17 protein-coding genes are annotated in these 19,510 nt (G+C 59.4%); 8 read left to right on the top strand and 9 right to left on the bottom strand.

The window, feature by feature from the left end:
- Positions 1–258 precede the first annotated feature (258 nt).
- Both FCH38_RS00500 and FCH38_RS00495 read right to left on the bottom strand, forming a co-directional pair.
- Positions 259–528, bottom strand: a complete 270-nt coding sequence (locus FCH38_RS00500) for a hypothetical protein (RefSeq protein ID WP_174372532.1) — start codon at positions 526–528, stop codon at positions 259–261.
- A gap of 81 nt (positions 529–609) precedes the next feature.
- Positions 610–1,035, bottom strand: a complete 426-nt coding sequence (locus FCH38_RS00495; RefSeq protein WP_236776530.1) for a hypothetical protein — start codon at positions 1,033–1,035, stop codon at positions 610–612.
- A 139-nt stretch (positions 1,036–1,174) separates the two neighbouring features.
- On the opposite strand from FCH38_RS00495, the gene FCH38_RS00490 reads away from it, so the two are divergent.
- The 6 genes from FCH38_RS00490 to FCH38_RS00465 all read left to right on the top strand — a co-directional run bounded on the left by FCH38_RS00490 (position 1,175) and on the right by FCH38_RS00465 (position 7,814).
- A complete protein-coding gene (locus FCH38_RS00490; protein ID WP_174372531.1) occupies positions 1,175–3,034 on the top strand; it encodes a class I poly(R)-hydroxyalkanoic acid synthase in 1,860 nt (619 codons plus the stop codon).
- Positions 3,035–3,067: 33 nt separating this feature from the next.
- Positions 3,068–3,787 carry a DNA/RNA nuclease SfsA gene (gene sfsA / locus FCH38_RS00485; protein ID WP_174372530.1) on the top strand — a complete coding sequence of 240 codons (720 nt, stop codon included), beginning with the start codon at positions 3,068–3,070 and terminating at the stop codon, positions 3,785–3,787.
- A gap of 31 nt (positions 3,788–3,818) precedes the next feature.
- Complete coding sequence (gene map, locus FCH38_RS00480; protein ID WP_142839829.1) at positions 3,819–4,652, top strand: type I methionyl aminopeptidase; 834 nt, start codon at positions 3,819–3,821, stop codon at positions 4,650–4,652.
- A gap of 13 nt (positions 4,653–4,665) precedes the next feature.
- Positions 4,666–5,502, top strand: a complete 837-nt coding sequence (gene radC / locus FCH38_RS00475) for a RadC family protein (protein WP_174372529.1) — start codon at positions 4,666–4,668, stop codon at positions 5,500–5,502.
- A 148-nt stretch (positions 5,503–5,650) separates the two neighbouring features.
- On the top strand, positions 5,651–6,073 hold the full coding sequence (locus FCH38_RS00470) for a TadE/TadG family type IV pilus assembly protein (RefSeq protein ID WP_149897533.1): 423 nt from the start codon (positions 5,651–5,653) through the stop codon (positions 6,071–6,073).
- A 1-nt stretch (position 6,074) separates the two neighbouring features.
- Positions 6,075–7,814, top strand: a complete 1,740-nt coding sequence (locus FCH38_RS00465) for a TadG family pilus assembly protein (protein ID WP_149897532.1) — start codon at positions 6,075–6,077, stop codon at positions 7,812–7,814.
- 67 nt (positions 7,815–7,881) lie between these two features.
- Here the strand turns inward: FCH38_RS00465 and FCH38_RS00460 are convergent, their stop codons facing one another.
- The 4 genes from FCH38_RS00460 to rpiA all read right to left on the bottom strand — a co-directional run bounded on the left by FCH38_RS00460 (position 7,882) and on the right by rpiA (position 12,326).
- Positions 7,882–9,258 carry a class II 3-deoxy-7-phosphoheptulonate synthase gene (locus tag FCH38_RS00460; protein WP_149897531.1) on the bottom strand — a complete coding sequence of 459 codons (1,377 nt, stop codon included), beginning with the start codon at positions 9,256–9,258 and terminating at the stop codon, positions 7,882–7,884.
- 250 nt (positions 9,259–9,508) lie between these two features.
- Positions 9,509–10,897 (bottom strand): glutathione-disulfide reductase, encoded by a 1,389-nt coding sequence (gene gor / locus FCH38_RS00455; protein WP_153513780.1) that lies wholly within the window; start codon positions 10,895–10,897, stop codon positions 9,509–9,511.
- A gap of 147 nt (positions 10,898–11,044) precedes the next feature.
- The gene (locus FCH38_RS00450; protein WP_149897529.1) at positions 11,045–11,614 is read right to left on the bottom strand and encodes a DUF2059 domain-containing protein; all 570 of its coding nucleotides are present in this window, start codon (positions 11,612–11,614) and stop codon (positions 11,045–11,047) included.
- A 16-nt stretch (positions 11,615–11,630) separates the two neighbouring features.
- Positions 11,631–12,326, bottom strand: coding sequence for a ribose-5-phosphate isomerase RpiA (gene rpiA / locus FCH38_RS00445; protein WP_153513781.1), 696 nt, complete (start codon positions 12,324–12,326; stop codon positions 11,631–11,633).
- A 190-nt stretch (positions 12,327–12,516) separates the two neighbouring features.
- On the opposite strand from rpiA, the gene FCH38_RS00440 reads away from it, so the two are divergent.
- Positions 12,517–13,218, top strand: a complete 702-nt coding sequence (locus tag FCH38_RS00440) for an HAD-IA family hydrolase (RefSeq protein WP_174372528.1) — start codon at positions 12,517–12,519, stop codon at positions 13,216–13,218.
- 74 nt (positions 13,219–13,292) lie between these two features.
- Here the strand turns inward: FCH38_RS00440 and FCH38_RS00435 are convergent, their stop codons facing one another.
- Positions 13,293–15,149 (bottom strand): L,D-transpeptidase family protein, encoded by a 1,857-nt coding sequence (locus FCH38_RS00435; RefSeq protein WP_174373101.1) that lies wholly within the window; start codon positions 15,147–15,149, stop codon positions 13,293–13,295.
- A gap of 500 nt (positions 15,150–15,649) precedes the next feature.
- On the opposite strand from FCH38_RS00435, the gene fumC reads away from it, so the two are divergent.
- On the top strand, positions 15,650–17,041 hold the full coding sequence (fumC, locus tag FCH38_RS00430) for a class II fumarate hydratase (protein WP_174372527.1): 1,392 nt from the start codon (positions 15,650–15,652) through the stop codon (positions 17,039–17,041).
- Between the two features lie 224 nt (positions 17,042–17,265).
- Here fumC and FCH38_RS00425 read toward each other — a convergent pair whose 3' ends face one another.
- Positions 17,266–18,903, bottom strand: coding sequence for a CTP synthase (locus FCH38_RS00425; protein ID WP_336510784.1), 1,638 nt, complete (start codon positions 18,901–18,903; stop codon positions 17,266–17,268).
- A gap of 150 nt (positions 18,904–19,053) precedes the next feature.
- Positions 19,054–19,506, bottom strand: coding sequence for a preprotein translocase subunit SecG (secG, locus tag FCH38_RS00420; RefSeq protein WP_174008530.1), 453 nt, complete (start codon positions 19,504–19,506; stop codon positions 19,054–19,056).
- Positions 19,507–19,510 lie beyond the last annotated feature (4 nt).

The raw sequence follows: 19,510 nt of genomic DNA, 5'->3' as shown, positions 1-19,510 counted from the left end.
TTCCAATATTGATGTGCGGCGCCCGCGCCTGAGCGGGGGCGAGCGCAAAACCGGCAAGAACCAGCAAAGCGGCGATGCATTTCATGATATTTCACCCTGTATGCCGCTTTTTCAGCGGCCTGTTTGTTATGGCTGCATCATAAGCGCCAAACCGCATCCATCCGCTTAAAATCTTCGGTAAGCGGATGGTTCAAAGGCAGGGTAAAGAAGGGGTTATGATGTCGCCGAGCCCTCAACGAAGAAAAAGTCGCTGAACAATCAGGCTTTCCACGTCGTAAACAAAATTGCGACAAGCGAAAGAGGACTGGACGTACCAGACAGTACAAAAGCCAGAACACAAGCGACGCCATAACCCAGCCACCAAAAACGATATCGCGTGGTGGTGGCGGCCAGCAGGCAAAGACCAATATTCAGAGCAAAGAACGATATACCGAGAAATAGCGATGGGCTGACACTAAGTGAGTGCAGGGTCGCAGGCAGAACGCCCAATAAAACTGCAAAGGCTAAAAGCACTTTTGGATTGCGCATTCAAATCATAACCGATTTTTGCCGAACTATAGTCCCAAACCCAATACACGCCTATGACCACAGCATGAATTGATTTGAAATTTACTGCGAAGCAGCAGGCGTCGCAACCGGCTTCTGGTTTTCGCCAAGCGCCCGCAGTTCGGCAACCCGGCGCTTATATTCGGCTTCCGAAATCTGGCCATTGCGGCGGGCAGCGCCAAGACGCGAGAGGCTCGATTCCATGGTGGAAGCCTCATCGTCGCCCATCTGGGTGCCGGCCGCCGTCATGGGCGCCGAAAAGGTTGGATAGGTGCCGGTATCACGCCTCTGGCTCACCGCATTGTCGCTAACGGGGCGCGGGCCGACGATTTCGGCTGTCGGGCGGCGCATATGGGCCGGCGCCACGATCGGTTCGGGAGCCTTGCAGGCGACGAGCCCGGTAACAGCCACGACGCCGGACAGGGAAAGCACCGCGATTCTCGCAGCATTTTCCGCATATGTTCCCCAGGTGCCCATCTGCTTGCCCATCGTCATGTTCCGCCTGTAAGGATATCTGCAGATATCGAATTCGACTGCGGTTCGGCGCTTTGCGGCCTCCCCTTGCTGGTGGAACTTGTATTCGTTTTCATGCAGAATGTGCAAACACAAATTTGGCGGAGGACAGCGCATGGCAGGTGTTGACGGTGGGCAGAAGAAAAAGGGCGGCAAAACGCCCGGTTTCGACGCCGGATCCGCCGAAGCCTACCTGATCCGCGACCCTGAAGCCTTCGCGGTCAACATCGCCCGCGCGCTTGAAAATCTCGGCAAGGCCGCCTCCGAATGGCTGGCGCCGCGCGAACGCGGTGAAATGCCCGAAAACAGCGCCGACCCCATGACCGACCTCGTCAAGACGCTGTCCGATGTCGCGGAATACTGGATGGCCGAACCGAAGCGTTCGCTGGAAGCACAGACCCATCTTCTCTCCAGCTATTATGACCTTTGGGCAAAATCGGTAGCGCAATTTTCCGACGCGGCCGATTCGGCCCCGGAAAAACCCACTGAGACCGGCCCTGCGGAACGCCGCAACCGGCGTTTTGCCGATGCCGACTGGCAGGCCAATCCATTCTTCGATTTTCTCCTGAAAGCCTACCAGACGACCGTGGGCTTCGCCGACCGGATGGTGACGGAGGCCGAAGGGCTGGATGAACACACCCGCACCAAGGCGCTGTTCTACATGCGGCAGGTAACGGAGGCGCTCTCCCCGGCCAATTTCGTCTTCACCAATCCGCAGGTCTTCCGCGAGACGGTAGCTTCCAGCGGCGCCAACCTCGTCAAGGGCATGGCGCAGCTGGCGGAAGATGTCGCGGCCGGCAATGGCCACCTGAAACTGCGCCAGACGGATTACAGCAAATTCGTCATCGGCCAGAATATCGCGGTGACATCAGGCAAGGTAGTCGCGAGAAGCCCGCTCTGCGAAATCATCCATTATGCGCCGACGACACAGAAGGCCTTCAAACGGCCGCTGCTGATCGTGCCGCCATGGATCAACAAATTCTACATTCTCGATCTCAATCCGCAAAAATCCTTCGTTGGCTGGTGCCTGGAGCAAGGTCACAGCGTCTTCATGGTCTCCTGGATCAACCCGGATGCCCGCCTCGCCGACAAGGGCTGGGACGACTACATCCGCGAAGGCATCGATTTCGCCCTCGACACCATCGAGGAAAGAACCGGCGAGAAACAAATCAACGCCATCGGCTACTGCGTCGGCGGCACGCTTTTATCCTCGGCGCTGGCGCTGCATGCACAGCAAGGCGACGAGCGTATCCGCAGCGCCACGCTGCTCGCCGCCCAGACAGATTTTATCCATGCGGGCGATCTCAAGGTCTTCATCGATGAAGGCCAGCTGGCGGCTCTCGACAGGCACATGCGGGCGGTCGGTTATCTCGATGGCTCGATCATGGCCACCGTCTTCAACATGCTGCGCGCTTCCGATCTCATCTGGCCCTATATGGTCGATAATTACCTGCGTGGCACGGAACCCCTGCCCTTCGACCTGCTCTACTGGAATTCCGATTCGACCCGGGTGACGGCCGCCAGCCACTCCTTCTATCTGCGCAATTGTTACCTCGAGAACAATCTCGCCCGCGGGCTGATGCGTGTTGCCGACAAGCGGATCAACCTCGGCGACATCAATATCCCCGTCTATGATCTCGCCACCCGCGACGACCATATCGCGCCGGCGAAATCGGTCTTCACGGGTGCTGCGCTCTTCGGCGGGCCGGTGGAGTTCGTGCTCGGCGCTTCCGGCCACATCGCCGGCGTCGTCAATCCGCCGCAGCTTGAAAAATACCAATATTGGACGGGGCCGTCACCGGCTGGAGACTTTGATGCCTGGCAGGCTGCCGCCACCGCCCATAAGGGCTCATGGTGGGTGCACTGGCAGAACTGGATCGAAAGCCAGAATGGCGAGAAGGTGAAGGCGCGAAACCCGGAAGACGGCAAACACGCCGTGCTCGGCGATGCACCGGGAACCTACGTCCTTTCCTGACCCAATTCCATCACCAAACATCTTTCAGGCCATATGCTCTTCACACCCCCGCTCGTTCCCGCCACGCTGATTTCCCGCTACAAGCGTTTCCTCTTCGATGCCATTCTGGAGGACGGCACGGCGATTACCGGCTCCTGCCCCAATACCGGCTCCATGCGCGGGCTAACGACGCCGGGCTCCCGGATATGGCTATCCGAGCATGACAGCCCAACCCGCAAATACCGGCACATGTTTGAAATGGTCGCGGCCGATGGCACCGTGGTCGGCATCAATACCGGTATGCCGAACCGGCTGGCGGAAGAGGCAATCCTGAACGGCCGTATCCCTGAACTTGGCGGCTATTCGACGATCCGGCGCGAACAGAAATACGGCCGCAATTCCCGCATCGATTTCCTGCTATCGGAACCCGGCCGGCCGGATGCCTATGTGGAAGTGAAGAACGTGCATTTCATGCGCGAAAAGGGGCTCGCCGAATTTCCCGATACCGCCACCAAACGCGGTGCGAAACATCTGGAGGAATTGGGTGACGCGGCGGAAGCTGGTTACCGCTCGGTGATGCTCTATCTCATCCAGCGCAGCGATTGCGAGCGGATGCGCATCTGCGACGATCTCGATCCGGTCTATGCGCTGGCATTTCAGCGGGCGATGGCACGTGGTGTCGAGGCCTATGCGGTAAAATGCGCGGTCTCCCCGACACAAATTTCGGTCAGCGGAACGGTTAAGATGGACGAATGGCGTCCGGCTGTTTTATGAACAGGGACGTAAAGACACAGAAAGCACTATGATGGTCACCTATATCGACGCAGCCTCCGCCCCCCTCAAGAACACAGGCGTCATCCGCCTTTATACGCCTGAGGATTTTGACGGGATGCGCAAGGCGTGCCAGCTGACGGCGCGTTGCCTCGATGAACTGGCGGCCATCGTCAAGCCGGGCGTGACGACCGACGCCATAGACCGCTTCGTCTTCGAATTCGGTGCCGACCACGGCGCGCTGCCGGCGACGCTGAATTATCGCGGTTACACGAAATCCGTCTGCACCTCGATCAACCATGTGGTCTGCCATGGCATTCCGGATGAAAAGCCGCTGCGCGACGGCGATATCGTCAATATCGACGTGACCTATGTGCTGGATGGCTGGCATGGCGATTCGAGCCGCATGTACCCGGTCGGCCAGATCAAGCGCGCCGCCGAGCGGTTGATGGAAGTGACCTATGAATGCCTGATGCGTGGCATCGCGGCGGTGAAGCCCGGTGTGCGCACCGGTGCGATCGGTGCTGCAATCCAGGCCTATGCGGAGGCCGAGCGCTGCTCCGTCGTGCGCGATTTCTGCGGCCATGGCGTCGGACGCCTGTTCCACGACACACCCAACATCCTGCATTACGGCCAGCCGGAGGAAGGGCCGGAAATTCGCGAGGGCATGATCTTCACCATCGAGCCGATGATCAATCTCGGCAAGCCGCATGTGAAGGTGCTCTCCGATGGCTGGACGGCGGTGACACGTGACCGTTCTCTCTCCGCCCAATATGAACATGCCGTCGGCGTCACGGCCACCGGCTGCGAAATCTTCACGCTGTCACCGGGCGGCTTTGATCGCCCGGGCCTGCCGCCACTCGCATAAGGCCAGACCGCCTATGGCAAAACGCCCTGCCCCGCCTCCCGCCGATCTTTCCCCGACGTCAGGCTTTGAGGCAGGCGAAGGCGACCTGTTCGATGCGGCGGATGAGCGCGGCTTTTTTGCCGAACCGCGAAGTGCGCCGAAGAATCCTGCAGCGGCCCTTGTGGAGCCTGAAGCGGAAATCGCCCACTATCATGGCCACCGGGAGCGGCTGCGGGCGCGTTACCGCGATGGCGGCGATGCCGCACTTGCCGATTACGAGTTGCTGGAACTCCTGCTGTTCCGGCTGATCCCGAGGCGCGATACCAAACCCATCGCCAAGGCGCTGATTGCCCGTTTTGGAACGCTTGGCGGCGTGCTCGGCGCACCTTTGCCGCTGTTACAGGAGGTGAAGGGTGTAGGCGAGGCTGTGGCGCTCGATCTCAAGCTCGTTGCGTCCGTTTCCCAGCGCATGCTGAAAAGCGAAATCCGCAACAAGCAGGTTCTCGGCTCCTGGTCTTCGGTCATCGATTATTGTCATGCCGTCATGGCCCATGAAACCCGAGAACAGTTCCGCATCCTGTTCCTCGACAAGCGCAATGTCCTGATCGCCGACGAGGTGCAAGGTCAGGGAACCGTGGACCACACACCGGTCTACCCGCGCGAGGTGGTGCGCCGCGCCCTTGAATTATCCGCTACCGCATTGATTTTAATACATAATCACCCAAGTGGAGATCCCACGCCTTCGCGGGCCGATATCGAGATGACCAAAACCATCATCGATACGGCCAAGCCGCTCGGCATCGCCGTTCACGACCACATCATCATCGGCAAGGACGGCCACGCCAGCTTCAAAGGGCTTCGGCTTATTTGAAAATCAACTGGTACTGACGCGAAGGCTTTAACGCGCATGCAACCCATAAGGGCGGCATCAACAAAAAATTAACACCTATAAATTAGCATTTCCGAAAATAATAAAACAAGGCATCGAACCTTGGTGCCTTGAGGAACGGGGGTGCTTTATGCGTAATGCAGTGCGTTTCCTTCGCGATCGGTCCGGCTCGAACGCTGTCGAGTTTGCCATCGTCGCGCCGATCTTCTTTCTCGTGCTTCTGACCATGATCGCCTACGGCATCTACCTGATGGCGGCCTATTCGGTGCAGCAGATCGCCGCAGATGCGGCGAGAACGGCGGTTGCCGGCCTCAATACAACCGAGCGCCAGCAGCTTGCCCGGGATTTCGTCACCAAAAGCGATCTCAGTTACGCTTTCATGGACAAGGCCCGTTTCACCGTCGATGTCGCCACCGATCCCGCCAATGCCAACCAGTTCACGGTCAAGGTCGAATATGACGCCAGCGATCTGCCAATCTGGAGCCTCTACAGCTACACCATGCCAGAGCCGGTTATCCGACGTTTTTCCACCATCCGGATCGGAGGAGCATGACATGCGGACTATCCATTCCCTGCTCCCCGCTTTCCTCAAAGATCGAACGGGCAACATCGCCATCTCGGCCGGGCTTACCGCGCCGCTTTTCATCGGCGTCCTGGCGCTTGGCGTCGACTACGGTTATCTGACCCTGCAGAAACGGCAGTTGCAGCAGACCGCAGATCTCGCAGCCATATCGGCGGCGGCCAATGCCGCCGATCCGGAAAGGGCGGTGCAGCAATATTTCGCCCTCAACGGCATGGATCTCGGCGTCAAGACGCCGCAGGGCCTGCTCACTCCCAACGGTCTTCAGCCCTTCGATCCCGCAAACGAGTTTGCAGGCAGCAAGGGTTACGCCGAGGTCATCAAGGGCCATTATGAACCAGACGCAACCGTTCCTGTCGGCGAGCGGTTCGTCGACAACGCCCTGCCCACCAATGCGGTGAAAGTGAACATCGTTGAAAAGGGCCAGATATTCTTCGCCGCCGCCTTCACCACGCCGCCCAAGATTTCCGCGGTTGGAACGGCCTCATCCCAGAGGATCGCGGCATTTTCAGTGGGATCGCGACTTGCAAGTCTCGACGAAGGTATTTTGAACAGCCTGCTCGGCGGCCTGCTCGGCACCACGGTTTCGCTCAAACTCATGGATTACCAAGGGCTGGTTGCCGCCGATGTCAACGCGCTGCATGTCGTCGAGGCGCTCGCCATCGATCTCAAGCTCACCGCCGGCACCTACAAGGATGTTTTGAAGACGGAAATCACCTACGGCCAATTCCTCAATGCGTTGACCAAAACCACCGGCCTGCAGCCGGCTGTCGCCAACATTCTGAAGACACTGGAAAAAACCGCCAACAAGAGCAACATCAAACTTAAACTCGAAGAGATCCTCAATCTCGGGCCGTTCTCGGACAAGCTGATCGGTAGTGGTGAAAACCTCAAGGTCACCGCCGGCGTCTTCGATCTGCTCAATGCCGCAGCCGTTGCCGGCAATGGTGGCAATCAGCTGGCGCTCAATCTCAACGCCAATGTGCTCGGTCTCGCCTCCGTCAAGGCAACGCTTGCCATCGGTGAACCGCCTGTCGAAACCCCGTCGCTCGCCGTTGGCGGTCAGGGCACCATCGTCCGCACCGCACAGACCCGGCTGGCCGTCAGTGTTGTGGTGGACGGGCTGCAGGCCATTGCCGGCCTCAAGGTCAATATCCCGCTTTATGTGGAAGTCGCCCATGCCGAAGCACGGCTTGCCGATATTCGCTGCACGGGCGGCGGACAGGGAACGGTCGATGTGGAAGTCGTTCCCGGCGTTGCGGAAATCGCACTCGGCAATGTCGATACCTCAGCTTTTGCCAATTTCGGCAAGGACCCGCGTGTCACCAAGGCGGCCATCGTCGATTCAGCCCTGCTCGCCATCAATGGCAGCGCCCTCATCAATGCCACCAACATGACGAAGACCAAGCTGACCTTCACGCAGTCGGATATCACCCAAGCCAAGATCAAGAGCGTTTCCACCAAGGACACCGTCACCACTCTTGTCAGCTCGCTGCTGAAGAACCTCAATCTGGATATCAGGCTGCTCTTCCTCAACCTCGATCTGGGAGGCCTGGCGGGCATTCAGGCAGCGCTGGCCAACACGCTTGCGGTGGTCACCGCTCCGGTCGATCAGCTGCTCTACAACGTGCTTCTGGTTCTCGGCGTCAAGATCGGCGAAGCCGATGTGCGCGTCACCGATGTGCGCTGCCAGCAGCCGGCGCTGGTGCAATAGCACCGCAGATAGACACAAAAAAGCCGCCGGGACATTCCCGGCGGCTTTTGTTTGAGCAGTCTTTAAATCAAGCCGTAGCAATCGCCAGACGCTTCTCGTCCCGACCGCTCTTCATGCGCTCGGACAAAAGGAACGCCAGCTCCAGTGCCTGATCGGCGTTGAGGCGCGGATCGCAATGGGTGTGGTAACGGTCGGACAGCGAATCCGCCGTCACGGCACGCGCACCACCGGTGCATTCCGTCACGTCCTTGCCGGTCATCTCGATATGGATGCCGCCCGGATGTGTGCCTTCGGCGCGGTGTATCTGGAAGAAGCTTTCGACTTCCGACAGAATGCGCTCGAACGGACGCGTCTTGTAGTGGTTGAGCGTGATCGTGTTGCCATGCATCGGATCACACGACCAGACGACCTTGCGGCCTTCCTTTTCCACTGCACGAATGAGCTTCGGCAGGCTGTCGGCAACCTTGTCGTGACCGAAACGGCAGATGAGCGTCAGACGGCCGGCTTCGTTTGCCGGGTTCAGCGCATCGATCAGCTCGATCAGATTATCAGGCGTCAGCGACGGACCGCACTTCAGACCAATCGGGTTCTTGATGCCGCGGAAATATTCCACATGCGCATGGTCGAGCTGACGCGTGCGGTCGCCGATCCAGATCATGTGACCGGAGGTAGCGTACCAGTCGCCGGAGGTGGAATCGACGCGGGTCAGCGCCTCTTCGTAACCGAGCAGCAGCGCCTCATGGCTGGTGAAGAAATCGGTTTCGCGCAGGCTCGGATTGTTTTCCGCGCTGATACCGATCGCCTGCATGAAGTTCATGGTTTCGGAAATCCGGTCGGCCAGCTTGCGGTAACGGTCCGCCTGCGGGCTGTCCTTGATGAAGCCGAGCATCCACTGGTGAACGTTTTCAAGGTTGGCGTAACCACCCATCGCGAAAGCGCGCAGCAGGTTCAGCGTCGCCGCCGACTGGCGATAGGCGTCGAGCTGGCGCTCCGGGCTCGGTATGCGCGAGCCTTCGTTGAATTCGATGCCGTTGATGATGTCACCGCGGTAGGACGGCAGCGTCACGCCATCGAGCACTTCCACGTTGGAGGAGCGCGGCTTGGCGAACTGGCCGGCAATACGCCCAACCTTCACGACAGGCAGCTGCGCGCCATAAGTCAGGACGACAGCCATCTGCAGGAAAGCGCGGAAGAAGTCGCGGATATTGTCCGCGCCATGCTCAAGGAAGCTTTCGGCGCAATCGCCGCCCTGCAGCAGGAAGGCGTTGCCTTCAGCGACATTGGCAAGCTGCTTTTTCAGACGGCGGGCCTCACCGGCAAAAACCAGCGGCGGATAGGTCGCGAGCGTGGCTTCCGTTGCCGCAAGCGCTGCTGCGTCAGGATATTCGGGAACCTGCTGGATCGGTTTTTGACGCCAGCTGCCGGGTGTCCAATTCTGTGCCATGTTCTTACCCTTTTTTCGCCCGCGCAATAGCGACGCGGCCGCCTCCAAAATTTGAGCGGCTTATAGCTCCAAGCATCGACTTTGCATAGCCGATCTCCCGGCCAACAGGCTCGTTCTGCCCGTTTTGAGCGCTTGAGACGCACAAAAGTCAATTCAAACGATTTAACAAACCCGCCGCCATCCGAAAAACACCGGTTTCGAAGGGCGACTGGCAGATTTGGACGGCGATTATATCACGCTCGTATCAGCGCTACACGCGCTCGCCATTCACCACCCGGTAGCTCGGCGTATACATCGTCACCAGTTCCTCGGACGCTGTCGGATGAACCGCCATGGTGCGGTCGAAATCATCCTTGGTGCAGCCGGCTTTCAGCGTGATGCCCAAAAGCTGCGCCATCTCACCCGCCTCGTGCCCGAGAATATGCACGCCGACAACCTTGCGGTCAGCGGCATTGACGATCAGCTTCATGATCGTCTTTTCCTGACGGCCGGAAAGCGTTGCCTTCATCGGCCGGAACTGGGCGCGATAGACTTCCAGTTCCGGATATTTCTTGCCCGCTTCCTCTTCCGAAAGCCCGACGGTGCCGATTTCCGGCTGCGAGAATACCGCAGTTGCGATCAACTCGTGATCCGGCTTGGTCGGGTTGTTCTTATATTCGGTTTCGATGAAGCACATGGCCTCATGAATCGCCACCGGTGTCAGCTGTACCCGATCGGTGACGTCACCCAGCGCGAAGATGTTTGGCACATTGGTGCGCGAATAATCGTCGACGATGATTGCGCCGCGCGCATCCACCTTCACACCCGCATTTTCAAGGCCGAGACCCTTGGTATTGGGGTCGCGCCCGAGCGCCAGCATGACGAGACCCACATGCAGAGACTGGCCCTGCAACGTGCGCGCCACAAAGCCGCCGGAACCGTCCCTGCTGACCTCCTGGATGACATCTTCCAGAATAATCTTGATGCCCTTGGCCACCATCGCCTCATGCAGGCCCTTGCGCATGTCGTGATCGAACCGCGACAGGATTTCCTTGCCGCGATAGATCAGCGTCGTTTCGACACCGAGCCCGTGGAAGATATTGGCGAATTCCACGGCGATATAACCGCCGCCGGCAATCAGGATCGATTTTGGCAGGTCTTCCAGATCAAACGCCTCGTTGGACGAGATCGTCAGCTCATGACCGGGCAACGCTTTGTGCTCGTTCGGCGTACCGCCGACGGCAATAACGATACGCTCGGCCGTGAAGGTCTCACCGGTTTTTGTAAGCTTCACGGTATGGGCATCGACCAGTTCAGCGCGGCTGTCGAAAATATCGGCCTTGGCGTTTTCCAGCCCCTTGCGATACAGCCCCTCGAGACGGGTAATTTCCTTGTCCTTGGCCGCGATCAGCTTCTTCCAGTCGAAACGGCGTTCACCAACGCTCCAGCCAAAACCTTCGGCATCCTCGAAATGTTCGGGGAACTGCGAGGCGTAGACGAACAGCTTCTTCGGCACGCAGCCGCGAATGACGCATGTGCCGCCATAACGGTATTCTTCAGCAATCCCCACGCGCTTGCCGAGCGAGGCCGCCACGCGGCCGCTGCGCACGCCGCCCGAGCCGCCACCGATGACGAAAAGATCGTAGTCATAAGCTGTCATAGTCAAAACCCCTGATCAAAACCACGCCATCAGCCTTCAAGGCGAACGGTGGCGTCTTCACGGCACATATAGGTGCTGCGACGCACAAATGAAAAGCCCGGTCTTGCGACCGGGCTTTGAATATTTCTGAACTGTCTGTTCATTCAATCAGGGCTTGGGAGCAGCCGGAGCGCCGCCCGTGGCGTTCTGATCGGCCGGAAGCGGCTTCAGATCTGCGCCGGCAACCTTCTGCAGTTCCGACATGCTGGACGCGTTGAGATCGCGGTTGATGCCGGCGGCCCAGATATCGGCGGCCTTCATCAATTCACGCGTGGCGATCGGGCCGTCCTTCAGAAGCTTCTTGCCCGCTTCGCTGCTGTAGAAGGCGGAAATGGCGTTCAGCTCTTCAACGCTGAAGGCGCGCGCATAGGTGAGTGCAGCCTCGCGTTCCAGATCGGCGCGGCGCGGCGCAAGCTCGAGAGCCTTGGCATCGACGGTCTCGGTGATGGCGTCTTCGACGTTCGGCGAGGCCTGAATGAGTTCGGCCTTCAGACGCTCTGCCAGTCCAGGCAGAATGTCGTCAAAACGGTCGGTAACGCCAAGAGAGGCGATTGCCTGCCGTGCGGCAGTAACATGCGCTTCCGAAATTTCCTGAGCGCGTGCGGCAGTACCGAACACAACGCCGGAAATGAGGATCGAAGCAGCGGCAGCTTTGCCCAGTCCCGCTAGTTTGATCATGAAAATCTCGCTCCTGTTATACTGCCTGCATCACGCGGGCGCCTTCAGGACCCGCGATGATGGCAAGCGATGCCAAATTTATGAAAAGTCCGTGCTCGACAACACCGGGAATAGCGTTCAGCTCGCGTGCTAGCGCTTCTGCATCAGGAATACGGCCAAAAGATGCGTCGAGAATAAGGTGTCCGCCATCCGTCATGAACACGCCGTCACCGGACGAACGCATCGTCAGCGTGCCGGAAAGACCTGACCGCGCCGCCAGTTTCTCGATGGCGATGCGCGTCGCCACCTGGCCGAAAGGGTTGATTTCGATGGGAAGCGGAAAGGCACCCAGCGTCTCCACCACCTTCGTCTGGTCTGCGATGACGATCATACGGGCGGATGCCGCCGCGACGATCTTTTCGCGCAGAAGCGCGCCGCCGCCGCCCTTGACGAGCCGCAATGCATGATCCACCTCGTCCGCGCCGTCGATGGTCAGATCCAGTTCAGGCAATTCATCGAGAGATTTCAGCGGCACGCCAAGCTCGACGCACAGACGCGCAGTGCGTTCGGATGTCGGCACGCCCTCGACTTTCAGGCCGGCAGCAACCTTCTCGGCCAGAAGCCTGACGAATTCCTCGGCCGTCGAACCCGTGCCGATACCAAGCCTCATCCCGTCCTGCACATGGGACAATGCGGCCTCGGCGGCCTTGATCTTCATCTGGCGGGCATCCATGTGCCTGAAACTCCGGTAGCTTTGTCGTCGCCGTGCTGTTTACACGGGTCGAAAGCCAAACGAAAGCCTTTTTCAAGCCAACGAACAGAACGTTGTGACGCGGTTGCAAAGACAGGCCCGTTTGCCTAGGCTTGGCAGGAATAAAAGCACCGACACCTCGACACCCGCATTCTCCAAGAGGCCCGTTCCCGTGACATCCCGCCCGCTCTCTCCGCTCGCCATTTTCGATCTCGACGGCACGCTCGTCGATACCGCCGCCGACCTGGTCTCGAGCCTCAACCACACCATCGCCGTTGCTGGCCTTGCCCCCGTCACCTATGACGACCTGACCCACCTCGTCGGCCAGGGCGCGCGGGTGATGATCAAGCGGGCTTTCGCATTGCGCCAGACGGAACTGCCGGAAGCCGAGATCGATCCGCTTTATGAGCGTTTCATCACCCATTATCGCGCCGAAATGCCGGGTGAAAGCCGCCCCTATCCCGGCATCGTCAACACGCTGGATGCGCTCTCGGAAGCCGGCATCACGCTTGCCGTCTGCACCAACAAGACCGAAATCCTCGCTTTGCCGCTGCTCGAAAAACTCGGGCTCACGCCCTATTTCGCGGCCATCACCTGCGGCGACACTTTCTCCTTCCGCAAGCCAGATGCCCGCCATATTCTCGGCACCATCGAAAAGGCCGGCGGCGATATCAGGCGCTCCATCATGGTCGGTGACAGTATCAACGATATTCTCGCCGCAAAGAACGCCGGCGTACCGTCGATCGGCGTGACCTTCGGTTACACGGATGTGCCGATGGCCGAGCTGGAACCTGACGTCGTGATCGATGATTTTGCAGCACTGACGCCGGCACTCTTCAAGAAGCTCATCGCCAAGGGCGCCGCTGCGGCCTGAAAAGCCGGACCGTCCAGCCGCTATCAAACAAAAAAAAGCGCCGTTTCCGGCGCTTTTTTTCGAGATTGTCCTAATCAGATAGACGCGGCCCGCGCCTTCGTCGTCACCGCAAACGCCTTCTGCACATAGCTGTCACGATCATAGACGTCGTCGAAGAACTGCACCTTGCCATCCTTGTCCGGCCAAGCGGTGAAATAGGCGACATAGACCGGGATTTTCACCGGCACCTGCACGGCGCGGTTCTTGCCGGAAGCAATCTGCTCGCCCACCTTGTCGACGCTGGTGCCGAGAACCGCGGCCGCCATACGGCGCGGATCGACCAGACGGATACAGCCGTGGCTCAGCGCCCGCATGTCGCGGTTGAAGAAGCTCTTGGCCGGTGTGTCATGCATGTAGATGGCATGCGCATTGGGGAACAGGATTTTCAGGTCGCCCAGCGCATTGTCACTGCTTGGCGGCTGGCGCACGGAAACGGCATTGGTCGAGCCGTACCAGTTGACGCTGGTGGAGGAGACCGCACGGCCACCCACCTGCACTTCGTAACCCAGCCGGTCGAGATAGGACGGATCGCGGCGCAGCTTCGGCAGCATCTCGTTGACGATGATCGACTGCGGCACGCCCCAATAGGGATTGAACTCGACGGTCTGGATTTCGTCCTGGAAGAAATAAGTCTGGTTGGCCTTGGAGCCGACGACCACCTTCATGCCGAACTGTTCCACGCCATCATTGTGGTAATAGGCCATGAAAGCGGGCTGATTGATGAGGACGTAACGCTGGCCGAGATCGGCCGGCAGCCAGCGGATCTGCTCCATGGCCACCTGCAGCTTGGCGATCTTCGCCTCGTTGCTTTCGCCAACCATGGCGCGAACGGTGGCGCGGCCGATGACGCCATCCGGCTTAAGGCCGTTTTCGCTCTGGAACGCCTTCACCAGATCGACGAGATCAGGCGTATAATCCTGCGTCTGCTGGTAGCCCGAAATGATCGCCGCATGCTGCGCCTTGAAGGCGGGCGAAGCACGATGTTCGATCGCCTTGACCACATTGGCCATATCAGCGCTGCTATTGCCGGGCTTCAGCACCAGATCGGCGGGAACGCGGACAGTGTGAGCCGCATCGCCCTCACCGCGCAGGCGGGCAAGGTCAGCCTTCAGCGCCTGATATTCGGCACTCGATGGTTCGCGGCTGCGCAGATAGGCGCCGACATCCGGGCTGAGGCCCGCAAGCTTCAGCACGGGGGTAAGGTTCACCGTCTTGCGCTTGAAATCATGGTAGCCGGAGAGCCGGTTCGGATCGACACGGCCGCGGGTCGTATCCTGCACATAGGCCAGAACCTTGGCAGACAGCGCCAGTTCGAACCGCATCTGCGCCCGCTGATAGGCGTCGGAGGTCGATGCCGATGCCTTTTCCACCGGCGTACCGGTTGCCGTCGTGCCGGAAGCATTGCTGCTGATGCTGGCGGTCACATCCTTTGCCGGTGCGGAAATGCTGTAATCGGCCGCATCGAGACCGCTTTCGCCAACGGTCTCGAAGAAGGCAATGACGGCGTTGGCACGCTCGGTCAATTCGCCTTCCGAAACCCATAGCGTCTTGCCGCCGGCGCCGTAATAGGCTTCCAGCGCCTTGGCGATTTCAGGCGTGGCGCTGAACTTCAGGTTGGCGAGATCGTCACTGAAATTGGCCGTGTTCACAGCGCGGGCGGTATCCGCCTTGTAGTCGTAATAACGCGGACCGGAAACGCGCGGCAGGGGCTCGGGATCGGAAGCATCTGCGCTCGGTCCTGAAACCGACGGCGAGGTGACGACACCGGCCGGCGGCAATTCACCGCGGTCACGCGCAACCTTGCCCGGGCCGCCGCGCAGAAGGTCCATCAGCGTTACCGCACCGGCGCTGCCGGGAAGAGCGGTGGAAACGGAAAGACCGAGAACCAGCACCAGCGCTGCCGATGTTTTTCCAGATGTGACTTGCAATTTGATCCTCGTAGCACCCAGCACAGCCAGAAAAACGGCTTGCATCAGTTTCATGCCTGTCTAGCCGATAGACGGCCCGTTGAAAAGAAACGCCCAAAGTTCACAACCGTGCCGAAATGAACCTTATGATACAGCCAAAGCCGTAAAAACGTAATTTCCAGAATTGGTGAGAATGGTTAAATTTCTATTTATTTCATTCACTTTGCCGTGGTTTGCCGCACCGCTCGCATGCCACGGAAAGCCCGGTTTTCCGGACACTTCGGGACGTAGTAAAAATGCCACGCCGGTCCGTTTTTCACCCCGGCCCTGCCCTGATGTCGAAATCGCTTTAACACGGCGGGAAATATCTGCCCCTGCCGCATTGCAGCGCTTTCATTGCCGGCGCGATGATTCTATATATCGGCCGCGCAAGGCGGGCGAAGGCGCCGTTTTGGCGGAGGAACACGAGTAAAAAGGCAAGATTGATGACAGCCACACGGACGGAAACCGATACATTTGGACCCATTGAAGTTCAGGCCGATCGCTATTGGGGCGCACAGGCGCAGCGCTCGCTCGGCAACTTCAAGATCGGCTGGGAAAAGCAGCCCGCCTCTGTCGTTCGTGCGCTGGGCATCGTCAAGCAGGCTGCCGCCCGCGCCAACATGGCGCTGGCCGGTCTCGACCCCAAGGTTGGCGACGCCATCATTGCCGCTGCGCAGGAAGTCATCGACGGCAAGCTGACAGAACATTTCCCGCTGGTCGTCTGGCAGACCGGTTCCGGCACCCAGTCCAACATGAATGCCAATGAGGTGATTTCCAACCGCGCAATCGAAATGCTCGGCGGCGAAATGGGCACCAAGAAGCCCGTTCACCCTAATGACCACGTCAATATGAGCCAGTCCTCGAACGACACCTACCCCACCGCGATGCACATCGCCTGCGTGGAAGAGATCGTTCACCACCTGCTGCCGGCCCTCAAGCACCTGCACAAGGCGCTGGAAGCCAAGGTCAAGCAGTTCGAAAAGATCATCAAGATCGGCCGCACCCACACGCAGGATGCGACACCGCTGACGCTCGGCCAGGAATTCTCCGGTTACGCCGCGCAGGTCGCCTCGGCGATTGCCAATATCGAACTGACGCTGCCGGCAATTTCCAAGCTGGCCCAGGGCGGCACGGCTGTCGGAACCGGCCTCAACGCCCCGATCGGTTTCGCCGAAAAGGTCGCCGACGAGATTTCCAAGATCACCGGCCTGCCCTTCGTCACCGCGCCGAACAAGTTCGAAGCGCTCGCCTCGCATGATTCCATGGTCTTCTCGCATGGTGCAATCAATGCCGCCGCCGCCGCCCTGTTCAAGATCGCCAACGACATCCGCTTCCTCGGTTCCGGCCCGCGCGCCGGTCTTGGCGAATTGTCGCTGCCGGAAAACGAACCCGGCTCGTCGATCATGCCGGGTAAGGTCAACCCCACTCAGTCGGAAGCACTGACGCAGGTTTGCGCCCACATCTTCGGCAACAATGCCGCCCTCTCCTTTGCCGGTTCGCAGGGCCACTTCGAGCTCAACGTCTATAACCCGATGATGGCCTACAACTTCCTGCAGTCGGTCCAGCTTCTGGGCGACGCCGCCGTCTCCTTCACCGACAATTGCGTCGTCGGCATCGAGGCCCGCGAAGACAATATCAAGAAGGGCGTCGAAAACTCGCTGATGCTGGTGACAGCGCTGAACGGCAAGCTCGGCTACGACATCTGCGCCAAGATCGCCAAGACCGCCCACAAGAACGGCACGACGCTGCGCGAAGAAACCGTCGGCGGCGGATACCTCACCAACGAGGAATTCGACCAGTTTGTGCGCCCGGAAAACATGATCGGGCCGAAGTAAACCGGTTGGATTTTAGTGGAATGCAGAACGGGCCTTCGGGCCCGTTTTTTTGTTTAAACAGACATCGCTGCGCGACGTCATCCTCGGTCTTGTGCCGAGGATCTGCAAACGTATCGCCAATCGCAACGTAGCAGATGCTCGGGACAGGCCCGAGCATGACGACAGAGAGCGCATACAAAAAGGGCCGCAAAAGCGGCCCTCTTCGTATCATTCAATTCAAACCGTCAAACCAGCCGGCTCTGCTCCACCGCCGCTTCGACGAAGCTGGCAAACAGCGGATGCGGGTCGAGCGGGCGGCTCTTCAGTTCCGGGTGGTACTGCACGCCGATGAACCAAGGATGGTCCGGATATTCCACCGTTTCCGGCAGGACACCATCCGGAGACATACCCGAAAAGACAAGGCCGCACTCTTCCAGCCGGTCCTTGTAGTCCACATTCACCTCGTAGCGGTGGCGGTGGCGCTCGGAAATCTCGGTGGAACCGTAGATGTCGGCGATCTTGGTGTCTTTCTTCAGCGCCGCCTTGTAAGCGCCGAGACGCATGGTGCCGCCGAGATCGCCCTTGTTGGAGCGCTTTTCCAGCTCGTTGCCCTTTACCCATTCCGTCATCAGGCCGACAACCGGCTCCGCGGTCGGACCGAACTCGGTGGACGAGGCATTTTCAATGCCGGCGAGATGACGGGCCGCTTCCACGACCGCCATCTGCATGCCGAAGCAGATGCCGAAATAGGGCACCTTGCGCTCGCGGGCGAACTGCGCCGCCATGATCTTGCCTTCCGAACCGCGTTCGCCGAAACCGCCCGGCACGAGGATACCGTTGACCTTTTCGAGATAGGGCGTCGGATCTTCCTTTTCGAAGACTTCCGACTCGATCCACTCCAGCTTCACCTTGACGCGGTTGGAGATGCCGCCGTGATGCAGCGCCTCGATCAGCGACTTATAGGCATCCTTGAGGCCGGTATATTTGCCGACGATGGCAATCGTGACCTCGCCTTCCGGCGTGCGGATGCGGTTGCAAACTTCTTCCCACTGTTCCAGACGTGGCTTCGGCGCAGGCTCGATGCCGAAAGCGGCCAGCACTTCCGAATCGAGGCCTTCCTTGTGGTAAGCCATCGGCACGTCATAGATGTTCGCCGCATCCAGCGCCTGGATGACGGCGGATTCGCGCACGTTGCAGAACAGCGAGAGCTTGCGGCGTTCCGCTTCCGGGATTTCCCGGTCGGCGCGCACCAAAAGAATGTCGGGGTGAATACCCAGCGCCTGCAGTTCCTTTACGGAATGCTGGGTCGGCTTGGTCTTCAGTTCGCCAGCTGCCGGAATATAGGGCATCAGCGTCAGGTGAAGATAGATTGCGGTACCGCGCGGCAGGTCGTTGCCGAGCTGGCGGATCGCCTCCATGAACGGCATCGCCTCGATGTCACCCACCGTGCCGCCGATCTCGCAGATGACGAAATCGTAATCGTCATTGCCTTCGATCACGAAATCCTTGATCTCGTTGGTAACGTGCGGAATGACCTGAACGGTTGCGCCGAGATAGTCGCCGCGGCGTTCCTTGTCGATGATGTTCTTGTAGATGCGACCGGTCGTAATGTTGTCGGTCTTGGTGGCCGAACGCCCTGTGAAGCGCTCATAGTGGCCAAGGTCGAGGTCCGTCTCGGCACCGTCATCCGTCACGAACACTTCGCCGTGCTGTGTCGGGCTCATGGTGCCGGGATCGACGTTCAGATAGGGGTCGAGTTTGCGAAGCCGCACCCGATAACCACGGGATTGCAACAAAGCTCCGAGTGCTGCTGCAGCGATGCCCTTACCTAAAGAGGAGACCACGCCGCCTGTGATGAATACATATCGCGCCATGGGATTCACCGGATACCTTTTTACCTCTGATTCCGCCAGCCCAAATTTCATGCTTTCGAAAATTCACTGTTGACGAATTTACGATGGGACGCGGCGGAATGCGAACAAAAGAAAACCGGCAGGCTTTTGGCCTGCCGGAGTGTTAAATCAGAACCGGGCTTATTGACCGGTCGGAACTGCGTTCGGATCGGCGGGCTGCGCCGGTGCCGGGGCGGCCGCGCCGGAAGCGGCCGGAGCCGTCTGGGCGGGCGCTGCTGCGCCACTATTGGTCGGAACGCCATTTCCAGCCGGAGCCGGTGTTGCGGGCGTCGTTGCCGGGCCGAGCGTGTCGAGAATGCCGTTGCCCTGACCTTGCGTGGCCGGAATACGGTTCAGAATATCGGTCGGGCGCGCTTCGTAACGGGTCATAAGACCAAGGCCGAGCGACGTCAGGAAGAACAGTGCGGCGAGGATACCCGTGGTGCGGGTCAACGCATTGGCCGTTCCGCGCGCGGACATGAAGCCCGAACCGCCGCCGATACCGAGGCCGCCGCCTTCGGAACGCTGGATCAGGACCACGCCGACAAGCGCCAGCACGATCATGAGGTGTATAACAATCAAAACGGTCTGCATGACA

The organism is Agrobacterium tumefaciens, assembly GCF_013337285.1.
Lineage (GTDB): Bacteria > Pseudomonadota > Alphaproteobacteria > Rhizobiales > Rhizobiaceae > Agrobacterium > Agrobacterium burrii.
This window is presented reverse-complemented; position numbering and strand designations above follow the sequence as displayed.

What these genes read in the sequence shown, in the direction of transcription:
- FCH38_RS00470 (WP_149897533.1), top strand. Translation starts at nt 5,651, where the DNA reads ATGCGTAATGCAGTGCGTTTCCTTCGCGATCGGTCCGGCTCGAACGCT.
- radC (WP_174372529.1), top strand. Translation starts at nt 4,666, where the DNA reads ATGGCAAAACGCCCTGCCCCGCCTCCCGCCGATCTTTCCCCGACGTCA.
- sfsA (WP_174372530.1), top strand. Translation starts at nt 3,068, where the DNA reads ATGCTCTTCACACCCCCGCTCGTTCCCGCCACGCTGATTTCCCGCTAC.
- FCH38_RS00500 (WP_174372532.1), bottom strand. Translation starts at nt 528, where the DNA reads ATGCGCAATCCAAAAGTGCTTTTAGCCTTTGCAGTTTTATTGGGCGTT.
- gor (WP_153513780.1), bottom strand. Translation starts at nt 10,897, where the DNA reads ATGACAGCTTATGACTACGATCTTTTCGTCATCGGTGGCGGCTCGGGC.
- FCH38_RS00460 (WP_149897531.1), bottom strand. Translation starts at nt 9,258, where the DNA reads ATGGCACAGAATTGGACACCCGGCAGCTGGCGTCAAAAACCGATCCAG.
- fumC (WP_174372527.1), top strand. Translation starts at nt 15,650, where the DNA reads ATGACAGCCACACGGACGGAAACCGATACATTTGGACCCATTGAAGTT.
- FCH38_RS00450 (WP_149897529.1), bottom strand. Translation starts at nt 11,614, where the DNA reads ATGATCAAACTAGCGGGACTGGGCAAAGCTGCCGCTGCTTCGATCCTC.
- map (WP_142839829.1), top strand. Translation starts at nt 3,819, where the DNA reads ATGGTCACCTATATCGACGCAGCCTCCGCCCCCCTCAAGAACACAGGC.
- FCH38_RS00495 (WP_236776530.1), bottom strand. Translation starts at nt 1,035, where the DNA reads ATGGGCAAGCAGATGGGCACCTGGGGAACATATGCGGAAAATGCTGCG.
- FCH38_RS00490 (WP_174372531.1), top strand. Translation starts at nt 1,175, where the DNA reads ATGGCAGGTGTTGACGGTGGGCAGAAGAAAAAGGGCGGCAAAACGCCC.
- rpiA (WP_153513781.1), bottom strand. Translation starts at nt 12,326, where the DNA reads ATGGATGCCCGCCAGATGAAGATCAAGGCCGCCGAGGCCGCATTGTCC.
- FCH38_RS00465 (WP_149897532.1), top strand. Translation starts at nt 6,075, where the DNA reads ATGCGGACTATCCATTCCCTGCTCCCCGCTTTCCTCAAAGATCGAACG.
- secG (WP_174008530.1), bottom strand. Translation starts at nt 19,506, where the DNA reads ATGCAGACCGTTTTGATTGTTATACACCTCATGATCGTGCTGGCGCTT.